This is a genomic window from Shewanella vesiculosa, assembly GCF_009994065.1.
GTDB lineage: Bacteria > Pseudomonadota > Gammaproteobacteria > Enterobacterales > Shewanellaceae > Shewanella > Shewanella vesiculosa.
Genome location: NZ_JAACSD010000015.1, coordinates 84,384 through 101,549, shown reverse-complemented (window position 1 = coordinate 101,549; position 17,166 = coordinate 84,384). Strand labels below are relative to the sequence as shown.

Genomic DNA, 17,166 nt, shown 5'->3' with positions numbered 1-17,166 from the left:
ACACTAAATAATTGAATCAAAATATAAACTCAGATATTGTTTATTCATTAATCAAAATAAATTTAAAAACGAGTAATTCTACAGGCTCGTTATATGTCCAAGGAGGAACCGAGGTGAGTGATAACCTGTATTTCAAATCAGCGATGTTTAAATCTAATAAATCTCTTGCTGAGTATGTGTTTTCTGAACTTAAAAAGTTGAATTTTAATCCAGAATCTCCTATCGACAGTGATTATATGTTTAGTATTGCTATGAACATCGACGGAGTGATGGTTGATGTGTACCTCGGTAAAAATGACGAGGAATCGGAAACTCCTTTATGGCAGATTTGGCCAGAACAACGCATCTCCTTTTTTAAGAAGTTTTTTGGTAAAGTCAATAAGTCACCTGAATTGAAAGCAAGACAAGTTATCGAAAACATCGCAAAAAACATTGAGGGCGTTACTGATGTCGCATGGGACATATAACAAGTTAAACCATCGGAAAATCCCTCGCAGGCCAAACAACGGCCTATACGCTCGGACTTTCCGCTGTTTAAAGCGTTAATCCATATAAATTTTAATCCTAAACTTACGAATTAGATTTGGAAACCTAGCTCGTTTCTGTCCAAAAACGAGTTAGTTTTTTATGAAAATGCCTAAATTCAACTCTGAACTTGAGGCCGTTGAAGACTCCTTACAAAAGAATACGTGAGCTAGCTTTCGAGGGGAAGGGACGCCCCATCGGAAGCGTTAGCATTTTCTCTCTTTACTACAAGATGGGCCGAGAGGGCTAAATACGCGGTCAAAAACTCGATTAATTTCCGTCGCGACTTTTTCGCTGCTGTTGTTTTTTGTAAATAGCGAAAATGTTGCCGGAACGGCAGGGGTGCTCCAAGAGGGGATTGCTGTTGATCCCCTTTTGGCCCGTGCAGGGTGGAACCTTGCGATCTAAATTCAAACGAAGTTTGCAAAGCCAGTTGTGCCCGCTGGCCATAAAAAACTTAACCATCTTAAGCCAAAGATGACTTCACCACTAAACAAGAAACCTGTTTCTGCTTCCCATACTGCATCACTTGCGCCAGCTCAGACTGACTAATCGGTACATACGCCGCGTTAATCGCATCCTTTTGTGCTTCAACAAATGGGTCGTGAATAAACATAAACTGTTCGTTGTAACCACTTAATACCACCCAATGAGGGCCTTTTTCGCCATTAAATCGATAGGTGCTGATCATTAATAACACAGCATAACCGCTGTCAATCCAATGTCGAAGTTGAGTCAGGCTGGGTGATGCATTGTGGATCTGAATTCCTTGTGAGGCTAATTGCTGACAAAAGTCGTCATGCACTATGGTAATGACGGCTTTTTTATTGCTGTCACGAACGCTATCAATAAAGGGGACTGACGTTGACTGGCTGTACATCTCAATCTGTAATCCGCGCTTTATGGCTGCTAAAGCCAAACCATGCACACTGCAACCACCATGACCGCTGGTCATAAAAATAGTGGTGGCTTCGCGCCAAATACTCAACTCATCAACTCGGCTCGGATTATAGTGCGTTTTTACCGCACTCATGGCCATCATTAAGCAAGCGGCGCCACACGTAAAGGGTGTGGTTTGCACATACAAAGGCATCTTGATGACTTTGCTTGGCCCTGGCGGGTCTAAGCGTTTGTGCATGCGCACGCCATCAGCTAAGTCATCGTAATAATGCACTAATGTTTTGAGTACTTTATAACCCATTTTTAAATAAAGATTTTTGGCCGCGATGTTGTCGTTTCGCACTTCTAGGCGTAATGTAATGAAGCCGCGCTCGACCACGGTATGTTCACATTGTGTGACCAGTTCAAAGGCAATGTTGCGACCTCTAAATTCGCTCGCAACAGCAATAGAGTATAGCCTTGCTAGACGTGTGCCACGATGAAATAGCACCAATGCATAACCTGCAAGGGTGCCATCTATGTCGGCGACTAATAAGCTGTCCAGTGGCGAGTTTATAAAGCGTTTCATCTGCCGAGAGCTGATTTTATCACCACTAAAGGCATTGGATTCGATTTGGTTAAGCTGGGATAAATCGCTGGGAATAGCTTGACGAAGCAGCATGAGTTGGCTCGAGTTGGCAAACATGATAGTGACTTAATTTACGCGCTAAACCGCACAAGAGGCAATCGATATTTATGGCTCATTTTTTAATTGTCACCGACGATGTTAATGATTGGCGTCCCTATTTACCCAGTGACCATATGGTCACAGTGCATGATTATTTAGAAATGGGGGCGTTTTCCGAGCAAAGTGCCATGCAAGTGATTAACTTGTGTCGCAGTTATGATTATTTAAGCACAGGTTATTACTGTTCATTAATGGCTGAAGCACGCGGTCACCGGGTGATCCCGCGTGTGATGACCATTAATGATTTATCTCAGGACCGTTTTTTTAGTTTACCTCAAGCTGGTTTAGATAAGCTGCCTGATACTGTGACTGAAATATCCATGAAGCTCTATTTTGGCTATTGTGATAATCCGTCGCTTGACAAGCTTGCTCGCAAAATTTTTGAACGTTTTACCGTGCCGGTATTGCAAGTGAGTTTGTTAAAAATGTCAGGAAAGTGGCAAGTTGGCTCCATTGAGCCTGCGGCTTTTCAAGACTTAACCGAATCAGAACAAGATTTATTCGCTAAGTATTTAGAGGTGTTTTCACAAAAAGTATGGCGTTTACCTAAACCGTCGAAACGCTATCGTTATGAAATTGCCATGCTGGTGAATGAGCATGAGAAAATGCCACCATCAGATAAAGCGGCGCTGAAGTTATTTACTAAGTCGGCTAATCGTATCGGCATGGATTTAGTCCAAATTGGTTCTCACGATTTGGCGCGGTTAAGTGAGTTTGATGGCTTGTTTATTCGCTCTACCACTAATATCAGCAACTTTACTTATCGATTTGCGAAAGCGGCAGAGCAACTTGGCTTAGTGGTAATGGATGACCCTGAATCCATTATGAAGTGCACTAATAAGGTGTTTTTGACCGAGCTATTAAACAAACATAAAGTGCCAGTGCCTAAAAGTGTCATCTTTAAAGCCTCGGATAAAAACTGGGCCGATAATGTGATTAATACCATAGGATTACCGATTGTACTTAAAGTACCCGATGGGGCATTTTCCCTTGGGGTTGTTAAGGTGAACGACCGTGAAACCTTACTTGAACAAGCTGCGATTATCTTTGAGCACAGTGCGTTAATTTTAGCGCAAGCGTTTATGCCTACCGATTATGATTGGCGCATTGGCGTGCTAAATCGCCAACCTATTTACGCCTGTCGTTACTTTATGAGTCGTGGTCACTGGCAGATTTATCAACATCATCAAAGCGGCCGTGTCAGTAGTGGTGATTTTGACTGTATCGATTTAAAAATGGTGCCGCAAAATATTGTGGATGCGGCGGTTAAAGCCTCAAACTTAATTGGTGCTGGTTTGTATGGTGTCGATTTAAAAGAAATTGACGGTAAGGCTTATGTCATTGAAGTGAATGACAATCCGAGTATTGATCATGGCGTAGAAGACTTGTTTTTAGGGGATTTAGTTTACGACAGGGTGATGACTGAATTTTTAAGGCGTATTCAGCTTCGCGGAATGTAATCACGATAGCATAGGCCATGGCAAAAAAGACCTGTTAAGGTCTTTTTTGGTTAATTAGTTGTGTACTGTATTACGCATTTGCGGCGTTATATTATGCTGTTTTCACAGACCCGAAAACAATTACGTCCGGCTGCTTTTGCTGCATACATGGCTTTATCCGCTCGCTCATATAAGTTTTCTGCTTGTTGCTGTGGTAATGATTGCGCAATGCCTAAACTGCATTGAATATTATATTCGGTCAGTTCAGAATGTTTTGGCATCATATCAATAATACGTTGGCAAATAATTGCCGCTGCATCTGCATTTCCTTGCGTAATAATCACAAACTCATCACCACCAATTCTGAAAGCTTGGTCCGTATTACGGATCGCTTCACTAATTAATGCTGCAAACCCTACTAAAACGTAATCACCGGCTTTATGGCCGTGTACGTCATTGAGTTGTTTAAACTTATCCAAATCTAATATCACTAATGATACCTGACCTTGTTTGCGATTCGCTCGGGCTAATGCAATATCAAGAGCTTGACGATAATAATATCGATTGCCTAAATTAGTTAGCGCATCAAACATGGCTTGATTAGACATTGCTTGATATTTTAATGCATTATTAAACGGTTGAATGAGCATGTTTTCAAGCCGTTGTAATAATTTCTTCTGCGCCGAGTTGAGTGGCACAGATAACTGATAAGTGATAGCAAAGCTGTCATTGTTATCGTTAATAGTATGTTTTAATTCAATACCGTAATGACGTCCCCAAACAAATTTTTGTTTATCTAGGGTCAACTGCAGTCCTTTAATCGGCAAATGTTGTCCTAGGACTTTGCCAAAACAGGCAAAAACTGTCCGAGGATCTAAACTTCCATGTAGTTGTTGAATTACTTGAACAAGGTCTAGATCAGACTCTCGATTCAAGTAAGCGTCTGAACGGTACCAGTAATCATCAGGATAGAACTCTGTTGCTAGCGCGAAATCCATAGTATTTACTCCAGTACGTTACAACTAATTGTCATTTTATTAGCAAAAACCGTGCCTATGAAAATTTTTCTATAGTTATTAGTTGCTTGTTGTTTTACTGTAGTATTTAGAAAACGTTTTATTTCCCTTTCGACACTTTTTTGACGAGGAGCCAAAGCCATAATGGAACACAGCATTTTTATCCATATTTTGTCGATGCTTGTGATTGCGATTGTGGCGATTGCATTATTACGCCGTCTCGGCTTACCTGCCATTTTAGCTTATCTACTCACTGGGGTGGTCAGCGGTCCCAGTGGTTTCCATTGGTTTACCCAGTTACAAATGCAGTCTGTGGCTGAGTTAGGTGTCGTGCTATTGATGTTCACTTTAGGGCTGGAGTTTTCTGTGCCTAGATTGTGGGCCATGCGCCGCACAGTGTTTGGCTTGGGCAGCGCCCAAATGTTGATAACGGCTTTTGTGGCTGGCGGCATTGCCATGTTGGTTGGCCAGGATTTAGTGGCCGCAATAGTGATTGGTTCAGCCATTGCCTTGTCGTCAACGGCCATTGTATTAAAGTTGCTAAACGAACAAAACTGGTTAAGGCGCAGGCACGGCGAATTATCCGTCAGTGTGTTGTTATTTCAAGACTTAGCCGTAGTGCCGTTATTGATTTTAATGCCGCTGTTAGCCAAAGGCGATGTGGAAATGAGCTTCAACAGTATTATGTGGGAATTGCTCACTGGTATTTTGGCTTTTGTCGGCTTAATGTCATTTGGTAAGTGGATACTGCCACGTATTTTCGATGAAGTGGCTCGCTCACGCTCAAATGAGTTATTTGTATTATCGACCTTGGTTGTGGCCTTAGTGACGGGCGCGTTTACTCAATGGCTTGGACTGTCAATGGCATTAGGGGCGTTTATTGCGGGTATGCTACTGGGCGAAAGTCAGTATCGACGTCAGTTAGAGGCTGATATTAGGCCGTTTCGTGATTTATTAATGGGCCTGTTTTTTATCTCAATCGGCATGCTACTGGATTTCAATCTGGTGATGCAATATTGGTGGCAAGTGCTGTTAATTTTAGTCGCAGTGGTACTGACTAAAATTTTGATCGTGCATGGTTTACTCAAGCTTGTAGGCGAAAATACTAAGGTATCACTCAGTACGGCAATCAGTTTAGGTCAAGTTGGTGAATTTAGTTTTGTGTTATTGGCATTGGCGGTGAATTATCAATTGCTCAATAACGAAGTCAGCACAGTATTAGTTGCTGTGGCAGTGATCTCTATGTCTATGGCACCTTGGTTGATCCGCCATAGCCTTGATATTGCTAAAAAGGTTAGCGGTAACAAGTTAGCAGCTAAATCTGAGCCTATTGAGGTTGTTTTACCTCATTCTGATGAAAGTGACGTGGTGCTTATTTTAGGTTATGGCCGAGTAGGGCAAACAATAGCGCGCTTTTTGAAAAAAGAAGCCGTGCCATACATGGTACTCGATTTAGACCCCACCCGCGTGTCAGAGGCCAGAGCGGCGGGCGAGAACATTCATTTTGGTGATGCTTGCAGAATGGCACTGTTAAAGAAGATGGGCATCCGTGATGCCAGTTTAGTGGTGGTGACATTTTGTGAGCCACGCCAGTCTGAAGAGTGTTTAGCCGTAGCACGCAAGCTTGCTCCTGATGTAAAAATACTCGTGCGTACTCGCGATGATGCTAACTTGCATGAGCTTAAAGAAGCCGGCGCAACCCAAGTGATTCCTGAATCCCTTGAAGGCAGTTTGATGCTGGTTTCGCAAGTCTTGTTTAAATGTGGAGTACCATTAGCGCGTATTATTAAGCGTTTAGAATCAGAGCGACGTAACCATTACCAATATTTACACGGTTTTTTTTCGGGCACCGAAACTGATTTCACTCTGGATTTACTCCATGCAGTATCACTGGCGTCAAGAGCCAGTGCTGTGGGGAAAACCGTTGCTGATATTCCATGGCAAGCATTAGACGTTGAACTTAGAGCTGTGCGTCGTAAAGGGGAGGAGATTAATCCTCCGCCACCAGAGTGGGTGTTAAGGCGTAATGATATTTTAATGCTGGTGGGTAAACCGCGCAGTATCGAAAAAGCTGAAGAGTACTTGCTGCAGGGATAGTGGTTCCCTGTTTGCATCACTTTTCTGGAGTATAACTCTTCTATTTCATCAATTTTCCCAATCATAGGATCAGTATATTAAAGGGCGCTGCTCGTTTTTTATTAAACTTGCATCCAATTAGCAGGCTGTAACGTATACACTCTGAAGGGCTTTTTTTATTCTATATATGCAGTAACAGCCCGTATTAACGAAATCGAATCATTACCGGGAAGCGTGGCATATTATGGATCAAGACACATTACTTAACTTATTGAGTGCCAGTGCGGATGGAGATAAACAAGCTTTTGCTGATTTATACCAGTCGACTAGCAGTCAATTATTTGCGGTTAGTTTGAAAATGCTCGGTCGACGGGAGCTGGCTGAAGAGGTGCTGCAAGAAGCCTACGTAAAAATTTGGCATAACGCGACCGAGTATCAACATGGCAAGGGGTCGGTACTCACTTGGATGATCAGCATAGTGCGTTACCGAGCATTAGACATGCTGCGTTATCAAAAAGTCAGAAAAGAAGATCCGCTTGAAGAGGGCCAAGAAGCGATTTTTGATGAGCCCAGCAATGACGACGGTCCGCAAGTGCATAAAAATCAACTCGATCAATGTATGAGCGAGCTTGAACCGCAGCAAAAACAAGCGATTCATTTAGCGTACTACAATGGTTTATCGCATCATGAAGTGGTTGGGCACCTAGACTTACCTTTGGGCACGATTAAGAGTTGGATCCGCCGTGGTTTACAGCAATTACAGAGGTGTTTATCGTTATGAATTATCATGATCCTCAATTGAAAGATGCCTTGGCTGCAGAATATGTGCTGGGCACATTGCGTGGCCAAGCTAGACGTCGGTTTCAAAAATTAATGATGCAAATACCTAGCCTGCGCGAAAGCACTTGGTTATGGGAGCAACATTTACATGGTATGAACCAGTTATTACCTCCGGTAAAGCCTGATGATCATGTGTGGCAAAATATTCGTCATACGCTGGGTTTTGTTGACAATTTGAGCCACACTCCAGCGCCGGAGGCATCCAATGTCGTGCCTTTAACAACTCGCCATCGCGTCTGGAAAGGCCTGGCCTCCATGGCAACAGCCGCAGCCATTATTATGGCGGTCATCCTGGTGAGTAACCAACCTGTGCCCGTCGCGGCGCCGCAACAAGTTGCCGTTGTGCAAAGTGCGCAAGCTAAAGCATTATGGCTTATTGAAGTCACGGCTAATACTATTGAAGTTCGCTCTACCAGTAACCTAAAACCTTTACCGAACAAAGATTATGAGTTGTGGATGGTGGCGAAAGGTGTTGAAAACCCCATCTCATTGGGCTTGTTACCTAAATCGGGCAAGCTGAGTTTAGCGAAAAATAGTCAGTTTGATGATGTCGATATTGTTGCTTTGGCGGTCAGTTTAGAGCCTTTAAACGGTTCACCGAATGGCATGCCTACTGAAGTGTTGTATACCGCAGAGCTGGCAATTTTATAATCCATTAATGGGTCTGTGAATACGGGATAACAATGATGTGTAAATGCTTATTCACGCAACAATAAGCTGAAGCATAAATCGAGACGGCCAAAGGAGATATCCTTGGCCGTTTTTTTATGGGGAAAGATTTTATTATCGCGAAATTATCACTAAATTATCACTCTAGCAGGAATTGATCATTACGAACCGTGACGGGGTGAATGTACTCAGGTTTACTGAGTATCAAGCTTTAGTATTGATGCAAAATCGATAAGGTTTCAGATGATTATCAACAAATATTCAAAAATCATCAAAAATAATTCAAATTAAGCAAAGGTTTATAATCTTTACAATTCAGTATCTTAGTGTTGATTTATTTTTTGTTTTAAAATTAATGCAACAATAATGGCTAAATTCTGCATCCAAAATGGAACCTGAGCCGTTTACTTACATGACTCTACTACACAATAAGGAAATGGTCATGAAAGTACTAAAAATATCCCTAATCGCCAGTATGGTATGCAGCACTTTGTTAGGCGCTAATGCATTTGCCTCAAGTCATCGAGAAGCACCGAATATCACGCGTTTTCCGACATTAGATTCTACCGATTTTTATGCATTTAACAGTTATGAAGCAGGACGTGAAGACTACGTCACTCTTATCGCTAACTATATTCCATTGCAAGACGCCTACGGCGGACCTAACTATTATGCGATGGATCCTGCTGCGGTATACAGCATTCATATCGATAACGACGGTGATGCAGTAGAAGATTTAACCTTTCAATTTAACTTTACCAATGAGCTTGCCAATAATAATCAAGGTATTGCGTTAACGGTTGGTCCAGCTGGAAATCAACGCAGTGTGTCAGTCCCGCTTAAAAATATTGGTGGCATTACAGCAGCAGATCAAAGTGCGGCAAACTTTAGCGAGTCGTATCAGTTAACACTTGTTAAAGGACCACAAAATAGCGGTAGTGCAACAGTGTTGAGCAATACTGCTGGCGGGATGTTCCATAAACCTCTGGATTATATTGGTAATAAAAGTTTCGGAGATAGCAGCGCTTATGCAAGCTATGCTGGACAATTTATTTACGAATTTAACCTCGACGGTTGTGCCAGTCCTGGTAAGGTGTTTGTCGGTCAACGTAAAGACCCTTTCGTGGTTAACTTAGGCAAAACTTTTGACTTAGTAAACTATGTACCAGTGGAAGGTGATAGTGCTCCGGGTGCTGGTGATCAAGGCGGTTTTCCGGGTGGTATTACCCAATCAGCCGATAATGATGACTTAATGGATAAAAATGTTACAGCCATTTCAATTGAAGTACCAAAGACATGTTTAACCACTCAAGGGAACGGCACTATCGGTGCATGGACTACCGCCAGTTTACCGCAAGCGCGTATTTTAAATCCAAATGCAAAAGTAGGTAAAACTGAAGTTAACGGTGGGGCATTAACTCAAGTCTCTCGTCTAGGTAATCCGCTGGTGAACGAGTTAGTGATTGGCCTAAAAGACAAAGACACCTTTTCGACTTCACAGCCTAAAGATGATACTCAGTTTGCTGATTATGTTACCCACCCAAGCTTACCTGAATTGCTCAATATTTTGTTTAAAGACGCAGTTAATCAAACTTTAGGCACAAATATTGAGACATTAGCACCAACCAATTTCCCTCGTAATGATCTCGTTACTGCATTTCTAACAGGCTTTGCCGGTGTTAACCAACTTGAAACGGTGACGCCATCAGAAATGTTGCGTCTTAATACCGGTATTCCAGCAAAACCTCGCGATATGCAGTCCGCTTTTGGTGTTGCAGGCGATGATTTAGCTGGTTTCCCTAATGGTCGTCGTCCTGGTGATGATGTCGTTGATATTGCCCTGCGCGTGGTCATGGGACGTTTATGTTACCCGATCCCAGTTAATGGAACAGATACTGATTTAGGCCTTTGTACTAGTGATGATGCCAGTGTTGGTACTGTGCCATTTACAGATGGCGCACCGGTTGATGCGACTATGATGATGGATCACTTCCCCTATTTAGCGACGCCACTTTCTGGCTCAAAATAAGGAACACAAGATGAATACTTCTATTCAATATGCGACTCGCCAGCTTATTAACGCTATGGCTAAGCCAGTGGTATTAGTCAGTGTGATCAGCGCAGGATTATTAGCTGGGTGTAACTCAGATGATGATCCAATGGCAATGGTTAAAAACAGTGCGCCTATGGTAAGTGGTTTGATGCTGTCTACTGTGACTGAAACTGCGGTAACCGATCAAGTAGCTGCCACCGACAAGGACGGCGATACCCTGACGTTTACGCTAGTGAATGAGCCCACGTTGGGATCGCTGAGCTTAATGGCAAATGGTGAGTTTACCTATACTCCGGCAAATGAAGTCACTGGCATGGACAGTTTTACCTTGGCTGTGAGCGATGGCGTAAATGATCCTGTTACTGCGCTGGTAAGCATTACTATTGATGCTGAGCAAGTGATGTTTTCAAGTTTAAGTCGTCAGGCATTTTCACAACCAAGCCAAGCAGCACCTTTGCGTGTTAATGGCCGTGTGGTTGACAACGATGTATCAACGACTGATTTTTACGATGACTTATTACTCGACTAAGAGTGCGTTTGCTATTAGCTCAGGTAACAATATAAATAGGACAATATACCCTGCTATTGCAGCGATTAATCATCTTATTAATAGGGTGTTAGTGGTGCATTACAGGGTATAAATGACCAAGGATGGCATTTTGGAGGCGTTATGCAAGTGACAACAGGGCGGTTAACACAAATGATAAAGTACCGGCACTCTATGGTTAATATGAGCATGTTTGTCAGCCTATGCTTATTGTTAATCGGTAATAGCCTTGCGGCGCCCTATACACCTAAGGATAACAACGAAGTTATTGCAACTTGGAAGGTGTTTAATGATACCGATCAACAGATGAGTTTAGATGACATCAGTGATTTTATTGAACAAGGACAATATCCTGGTGAGGCGGATTACCGTTATGGCCGCGCAAAAGCTTGGTTACAAACCAAGATGGCTCATGCCAGTCCCAATGCGCAAACCTATTACTTATATGCTCGGGTATTACAACATCAGCATCAATTCGATCGGGCATTAAAAGCGTTAGATCGCGCCATTGAATTAAAGCCAACCGCGGTTAACAGTTGGTTATTAAAAGCCAATATTCATCTGGTACAGGGGGATATTGTCGCAGCAAGACAAGCGTGTTTAACGTTAATCGGTAAAGCCGATATTTTATTGATTTCTACCTGTGCTCTAGAGGTCGCTAGCCAAAATGGCAAACTGGCCGAAAGCTATCAAGAATTGGCTCGTTTGTATCGCTTGTATCAGCCGGCGAATGAACCAGAAAAGACTTGGCTTGTGCAAATTCTTGCAGATATGGCATTAAAGCAAGATTTAGCAGAAGCAGCATTAGGCTATTTAGATCAGGCGAACATGGATAATGCGCCAGTCAGTTTATTAGCCTTATGGTCAGATGTGCAGTTGTCACTTAATCAGCATCAAGTTGTGTACGACAAACTGTCTAACGTCATTGAGCAACATCCCGTGCAGGATGATGCATTACTGTTGCGCCTTGCCATAGCGGAAAAACACCTTGGCAATACTGTAAAATGGCAATGGGCTTTTGCCCAACGCGTGACACTGCGCGAGCAAAGACATGACAGCTTGCATGCATCCGATTTAGCACAATATTACTTAAAGGTTGATGTACAGCCCAAAAAAGCACTTTACTGGGCTAAAATAAACTGGCAGGTAGCACGTCAAACTAATGACAGAATGCTATTAGAGCAAGCTAAGGCATTGTTCAGTCAGGCTAAAAATGATAAAAAGTCAGTACAAGCTAGTGGCAATCTTACTGTCGAAAATTTAGCAGGCTAAGGATAAATCAGTGAAAGCATTAACAGGATTTTCTTCGATGATAAAAGGCGGTTTATTATTGCTACTGTTGCTGTTCAGTCATGTCAGTTTTGGTCATCAAATGAGCACCAGTTATTTGGCTGTTAACTTGGATAAGCAAGGGCAAGTTGACGGGACTTGGCAAGTGCGCCTTTTCGATATCAACCAAATCGTTTCTATTGATGACAATCAAGATGGCCAACTTACTTGGGCAGAGTTACAAGCTCATCAAGTGGCGGTGATGGATTATTTACGCGCATCATTAATGATCAGTAGGCAACAAGATTGTCCGCTCAGTTTTAATCCAATCCAGCAAATTGATCAGCATTTTAGTGAAGGGTATTTGGTTAGTTCATTTAACGCTGCCTGCGATAGTTCTGGCCCGTTATCGATAAATTATAATGCTTTTTTTAATATCGACTCCGATCATAAAGCTATCACGACAATTATCACGTCCGATCATCAATATGCTCGTGTGATCAGCAATGATAACCGCATAATATTGATTAACTTAGGTGAAAGTCAGGTGAGTGACACATTTACTGAATATGTGTATCAAGGGATTATTCATATTTGGAAGGGCACTGACCATGTTCTATTTTTGCTGGCGTTATTATTAACCTGCGTATTAGTGCGTGAGCAGAGAAAATGGAATCCGATAGACAATCCTAAGCAAATATTTAAAGACACAGCATGGATTATTACCGCGTTTACACTTGCGCATTCTGTGACATTAACGGCCACAGCATTAGGGATACTCAATTTTAGTAGCCATTGGGTTGAGCTGGGTATTGCATTATCGGTATTGTTTGCCGCACTAAATAATGTTTGGCCGATTGTGTTGCGATTAGGCTGGATTACCTTTGCATTTGGTTTATTGCACGGTATGGGGTTCGCGGGAGTATTAGGTGAACTTGGACTGCCAGAAAATCAAAAACTATTAGCGATTTTAGCTTTTAATGTCGGCGTTGAAATTGGCCAACTGGCGATTCTAGCTCTAGTGCTGCCGTTGTTAATCTTTTTACGCCACACAAACTGGTATCGAAACTGGGGCATGCAGCTTGGATCTATCGCGATTGGCTTGATGGCGATTCAGTGGTCGGTAGAGCGTTTCTAATATTGATTTAATAAACAAGTCGCCAGCGCTTATCTGTGGCGACTTGTTATTAAGATTACACTCTCGGCAATGGATTAAACTGCGTGGCGTTAGCGCTTACTGGTATTGGTTATACAGAAATGCGCCAACATGACTGTCTGGTCACTAGCCTTTGACCTACCCCTTTAAGCACAGTGTTAACCCAGTAGCATTGGACTAAGCCCAATGTCTTTCAGCCATATCTCTAAGTACTATCTCTCAGTAATATCTCTCAGTACTATCTTTCAGGATATCTCTAAGTACTATTTCTCAGTACTATCCCTTAGCAACAATAGGCACACTCTATGGCCATCTTCTCATCGCCACAACCTGATAACCAATACTGATGGTTCATATTGATTGGCGATACGTTACCCGTTAAAAACCTCTAGGTTATTGCCCGTCTCAATTGCCGTTTAATGGCACAGTATTATAACAATGGTTGCATAAAACCAGTTTGCCACTGGTTTTGCTAATTTGTCGCAAACATAAGTAAAACTTTTTTACGGGTTAATTCGTATGATGGTTCGGTTTGCTGCTGTATCTGTGTATTGATAGCAACGCTGAGTGCGTAATCTCAATAATATAGTGTGTTTGAACGAGTTTTTTGTCCGAAACACCAGCTAAGCCTAGATATTGCCCGCTTTCTTCCATAGAATGGCAAGTTAACTTTTTTATCAGCAGCCAGTGTTTATTTTGCTGCGGTTTTATTAGGTATATTGATGTCGGCGAAACTGTTTAATCTTCCCATTAAGCTTTCATTAGAGATGATTGCGAAACTGTTTTCGGCCACGCAAATTCAAAAAGCGCAAAACTATTTGATCCAAGGCCGGGTACTCGAAGTTACTGCCAGCAGTAACAACCATGATATTGAGGCCTATGTAGAGGGATCTGCTGCTGAGCCTTATCGTCAAGAAATCACCCTAGTCAACGTTAATCACAAAATTGTGATGCGATCTCATTGTACTTGTCCGGTCAGAACCAATTGTAAACACGTTGCTGCAGCTATGCTGGCACTGGTGGATAAAAAACCGGTTGAAGAACAGCGTATTCATCAATGGTTACGCCAACTTGATGAACAAAAAACGGTAGCAGAATTTGAAGATGAAGAGGAAGAGAAAGACCGCATTATCTATGTGTTATCTAATGATCCTCACGGCATTTTTGTCGAATTCAAACGCAGTAAATTAAATAAAAAAGATCAATATAATAAAGGCAGTAAGCTGGCATTAGCCGATATTCGTTATAGCATGCCTTGGTGGATAGATCCTGAAGATAAACAAATTATTAGCTTGCTATTATCATCTAACAATCAAGGCTCAAAAATTTATATCGATGGTGAAATTTCATTTTTAGCCCTGACAAAAATGCTTGCCGCCGAAGTGTGTTTTTGGGAAGAAAATCGCACTCCATTGACCTGGGCCAAAGCCATTACCCCAGAGTTTATCTGGTGTGAGATAGATAAAAAACATACTCAAATGCAAATGCGCATGCCTGGGCTTGAAAATTGGGAGTTTATTGCCACCGAGCCCCCTTTGTATGTGGAACTAGACTATTTGCATTTAGGCCGAATAGACACAGATTTACCCGTGAAAAAACTCAGTTTGTTACAGCATATGCCGCCGGTGCCATTGGCTCAAGTTGATGCGATTAGCCATAAAATGCTGCAACATTTTTCACCTAAAACCGTACCTGTTCCAAGCGAGATTGATTTTTGCGAGATAACCGCGGAACTGGTTACACGTTTAACCTTTACGCGTGAGTTTTTCAGCAGCAGTCAGATCATGCAACCGGTTATTCGAGTCGATCATTGTTATGGTGAAATTACTTTTAATGCTTCGACTAAGCCAGAACGGATTAGCTTAGTTAAAAAGGATCAGGTGCAATATCAAGTGCATCGACAGGTAGATCATGAATTAGCCGCGCTGCAATCATTAACCGATATTGGCTTAGTGACACTTGAGCCCGATCCTGTCTTAGTCAGTTCACATAAACCCTATTATGTCAGTGTCGGTCTATTACCTGAGTCTATTTTTGAATGGTCTGAGTTGACCAGTGATGGTCTTGATGCGTTAAGTGCATTGGGCATGGACATTCACTTTGATGATGATTTTGACCTACAAATTACTGATGCACAACTTGATGTCGACTTGGTTGACGATGATGAGTCGGGTTGGTTTTCGTTATCACTCAGTGCCGACATTGATGGACAGAGTGTACCGTTATTGGCTTTAGTGGCTCGTTGGTTACAACAAAATGGTGAACCAGCAGATGACGATGAATTGCTGTTACCTGGTCCTAATGGCGGCTTTATTAAAATTAAAGCCAAAACCATTAAGCCACTGATCAGCATTATCCAAGAGTTATTTAACCGCCATTCTGGTGATGTAATTGCAATACCTCGTAACCGTGCGCATATTTTAAATGATTTGTCTGCTAGCGATGTGCGTTTGCTTAATGGCGAGCGAGTGCGCAACTTAGCCACGAAACTGGCTGAGTTTAAAGGAGTTGTTCCGGTTGAATTACCCAATGGTTTACATGCGACATTACGTGATTACCAAAAACAGGGTTTTGATTGGTTGTGTTTCCTTAAGGAATATCAACTGGGCGGCATTTTAGCCGATGACATGGGCCTTGGTAAAACAGTTCAAGCTTTGGCATTTCTACTCAAAGCTAAACAAGAAGCGACTGAACATCGCACCAGTTTAATTGTCTGCCCGACCAGTTTAGTTGGTAACTGGTTAAAAGAAGCCAACAAGTTTGCACCATCGCTCAATGTAGTGGTGATCCACGGTAATAAACGCCAACCATTATTAGACCAAATTAACCAGTTTGATGTGGTAGTGACCACTTATCCTTTAATGTTGCGTGATGAAGCTATTTACTGTGAATATGTGTTTGAACACATTATTTTGGATGAAGCACAACAGATTAAAAATGCCCAAGCCAAAGTTACTCAAGTCATTAAAACCCTCAAAGGTAAGTTCCGCTTGTGCTTATCTGGTACGCCACTTGAAAATCATTTAGGTGAATTAAAATCGTTGATGGATTTTTGCTTACCAGGTCTATTAGGTCAGCATACTTACTTTAATAAACAGTTTCGTGGTCCGATTGAAAAGCAGGCTGATGTCGAAAAATCCTTGTTACTGAGCCAGCGTATTGCGCCCTTTATGCTGCGACGCACTAAACAGGAAGTGGTATCAGAGTTACCTGAAAAAACGGTGATTATCCAAACCTTGGAGCTTGAAAAAGACCAACGTAATTTATATGAATCTATCCGCTTAGTGATGGAGAAAAAATTGCGTGAGTTGTTTGCTAAAAAAGGCGTATCGAGCAGCCATATTGAGTTTTTAGATGCGTTACTCAAGCTTCGCCAAGCCTGTTGTGACCCTCGTTTAGTTAAGCTTGAACAAGCTCAGCAAGTAAAAGATAACGCTAAAATGACTTGGCTTATCCAAAACCTGCCTGACATGATTGAAGATGGCCGTAAAATTCTTATCTTTAGCCAATTTACTGGCATGTTAGCGCTGATTGAAGATGAGTTAAAACGCTTGGCGATTACTTACAGTAAGCTGACAGGGCAAACACGCGACCGTCAAACCCAGATTGATGCGTTTCAAGAAGGCGGCAACTCAGTGTTTTTGATCAGTTTAAAAGCTGGCGGCACCGGGCTTAATTTAACCACTGCGGATACCGTTATTCACTTTGATCCTTGGTGGAACCCAGCCGCAGAAAGGCAAGCAACTGATCGTGCCCATCGTATTGGTCAGTTAAATCCGGTCTTTGTATATAAGCTGATTGCCCAAGGGACTGTTGAAGAGAAAATTCAAGAAATGCAGCAGCATAAGCAAGGTTTAGCGGACAGTATTTTATCGGATGGTACTCAAGGTCCATGGCAGGGCAGTGCCAATGATTTATTGGCTCTATTAAGTTAACTCACGGTGAAGTT

12 protein-coding genes are annotated in these 17,166 nt (G+C 42.2%); 10 read left to right on the top strand and 2 right to left on the bottom strand.

Annotation, left to right across the window (positions count from 1 at the left end):
* Positions 1–113: 113 nt before the first annotated feature.
* Complete coding sequence (locus GW828_RS15905; RefSeq protein ID WP_182757007.1) at positions 114–467, top strand: hypothetical protein; 354 nt, start codon at positions 114–116, stop codon at positions 465–467.
* Between the two features lie 524 nt (positions 468–991).
* On the opposite strand, the gene GW828_RS15900 is transcribed toward GW828_RS15905, so the two are convergent.
* Positions 992–2,110: a GNAT family N-acetyltransferase/peptidase C39 family protein gene (locus GW828_RS15900; protein WP_235781904.1), complete on the bottom strand. Its 1,119-nt coding sequence runs from the start codon at positions 2,108–2,110 to the stop codon at positions 992–994.
* A gap of 50 nt (positions 2,111–2,160) precedes the next feature.
* Between GW828_RS15900 and GW828_RS15895 the strand changes: the two genes are divergently transcribed.
* A complete protein-coding gene (locus GW828_RS15895; protein WP_124016257.1) occupies positions 2,161–3,612 on the top strand; it encodes a RimK family protein in 1,452 nt (483 codons plus the stop codon).
* 86 nt (positions 3,613–3,698) lie between these two features.
* Here the strand turns inward: GW828_RS15895 and dgcS are convergent, their stop codons facing one another.
* The gene (gene dgcS / locus GW828_RS15890) at positions 3,699–4,589 is read right to left on the bottom strand and encodes a diguanylate cyclase DgcS (RefSeq protein ID WP_182698883.1); all 891 of its coding nucleotides are present in this window, start codon (positions 4,587–4,589) and stop codon (positions 3,699–3,701) included.
* A gap of 162 nt (positions 4,590–4,751) precedes the next feature.
* Between dgcS and GW828_RS15885 the strand changes: the two genes are divergently transcribed.
* The 8 genes from GW828_RS15885 to GW828_RS15850 all read left to right on the top strand — a co-directional run bounded on the left by GW828_RS15885 (position 4,752) and on the right by GW828_RS15850 (position 17,152).
* Positions 4,752–6,704, top strand: a complete 1,953-nt coding sequence (locus GW828_RS15885; protein ID WP_124016255.1) for a monovalent cation:proton antiporter family protein — start codon at positions 4,752–4,754, stop codon at positions 6,702–6,704.
* A 223-nt stretch (positions 6,705–6,927) separates the two neighbouring features.
* Complete coding sequence (locus GW828_RS15880; RefSeq protein WP_124016254.1) at positions 6,928–7,464, top strand: sigma-70 family RNA polymerase sigma factor; 537 nt, start codon at positions 6,928–6,930, stop codon at positions 7,462–7,464.
* Positions 7,461–8,174, top strand: coding sequence for an anti-sigma factor (locus tag GW828_RS15875; protein ID WP_273058804.1), 714 nt, complete (start codon positions 7,461–7,463; stop codon positions 8,172–8,174). Before GW828_RS15880 ends, GW828_RS15875 begins: the two co-directional genes overlap by 4 nt.
* Positions 8,175–8,634: 460 nt before the next feature.
* On the top strand, positions 8,635–10,221 hold the full coding sequence (locus GW828_RS15870) for a DUF4331 domain-containing protein (RefSeq protein ID WP_182721912.1): 1,587 nt from the start codon (positions 8,635–8,637) through the stop codon (positions 10,219–10,221).
* Positions 10,222–10,231: 10 nt separating this feature from the next.
* On the top strand, positions 10,232–10,774 hold the full coding sequence (locus GW828_RS15865; protein ID WP_259396128.1) for an Ig-like domain-containing protein: 543 nt from the start codon (positions 10,232–10,234) through the stop codon (positions 10,772–10,774).
* A 141-nt stretch (positions 10,775–10,915) separates the two neighbouring features.
* Positions 10,916–12,064 carry a tetratricopeptide repeat protein gene (locus GW828_RS15860; protein ID WP_182757013.1) on the top strand — a complete coding sequence of 383 codons (1,149 nt, stop codon included), beginning with the start codon at positions 10,916–10,918 and terminating at the stop codon, positions 12,062–12,064.
* Positions 12,065–12,074: 10 nt separating this feature from the next.
* Entirely contained in the window at positions 12,075–13,199 is a 1,125-nt protein-coding gene (locus GW828_RS15855) for a HupE/UreJ family protein (RefSeq protein ID WP_273058799.1), read from the top strand.
* 740 nt (positions 13,200–13,939) lie between these two features.
* Complete coding sequence (locus GW828_RS15850; RefSeq protein ID WP_124016250.1) at positions 13,940–17,152, top strand: DEAD/DEAH box helicase; 3,213 nt, start codon at positions 13,940–13,942, stop codon at positions 17,150–17,152.
* Positions 17,153–17,166 lie beyond the last annotated feature (14 nt).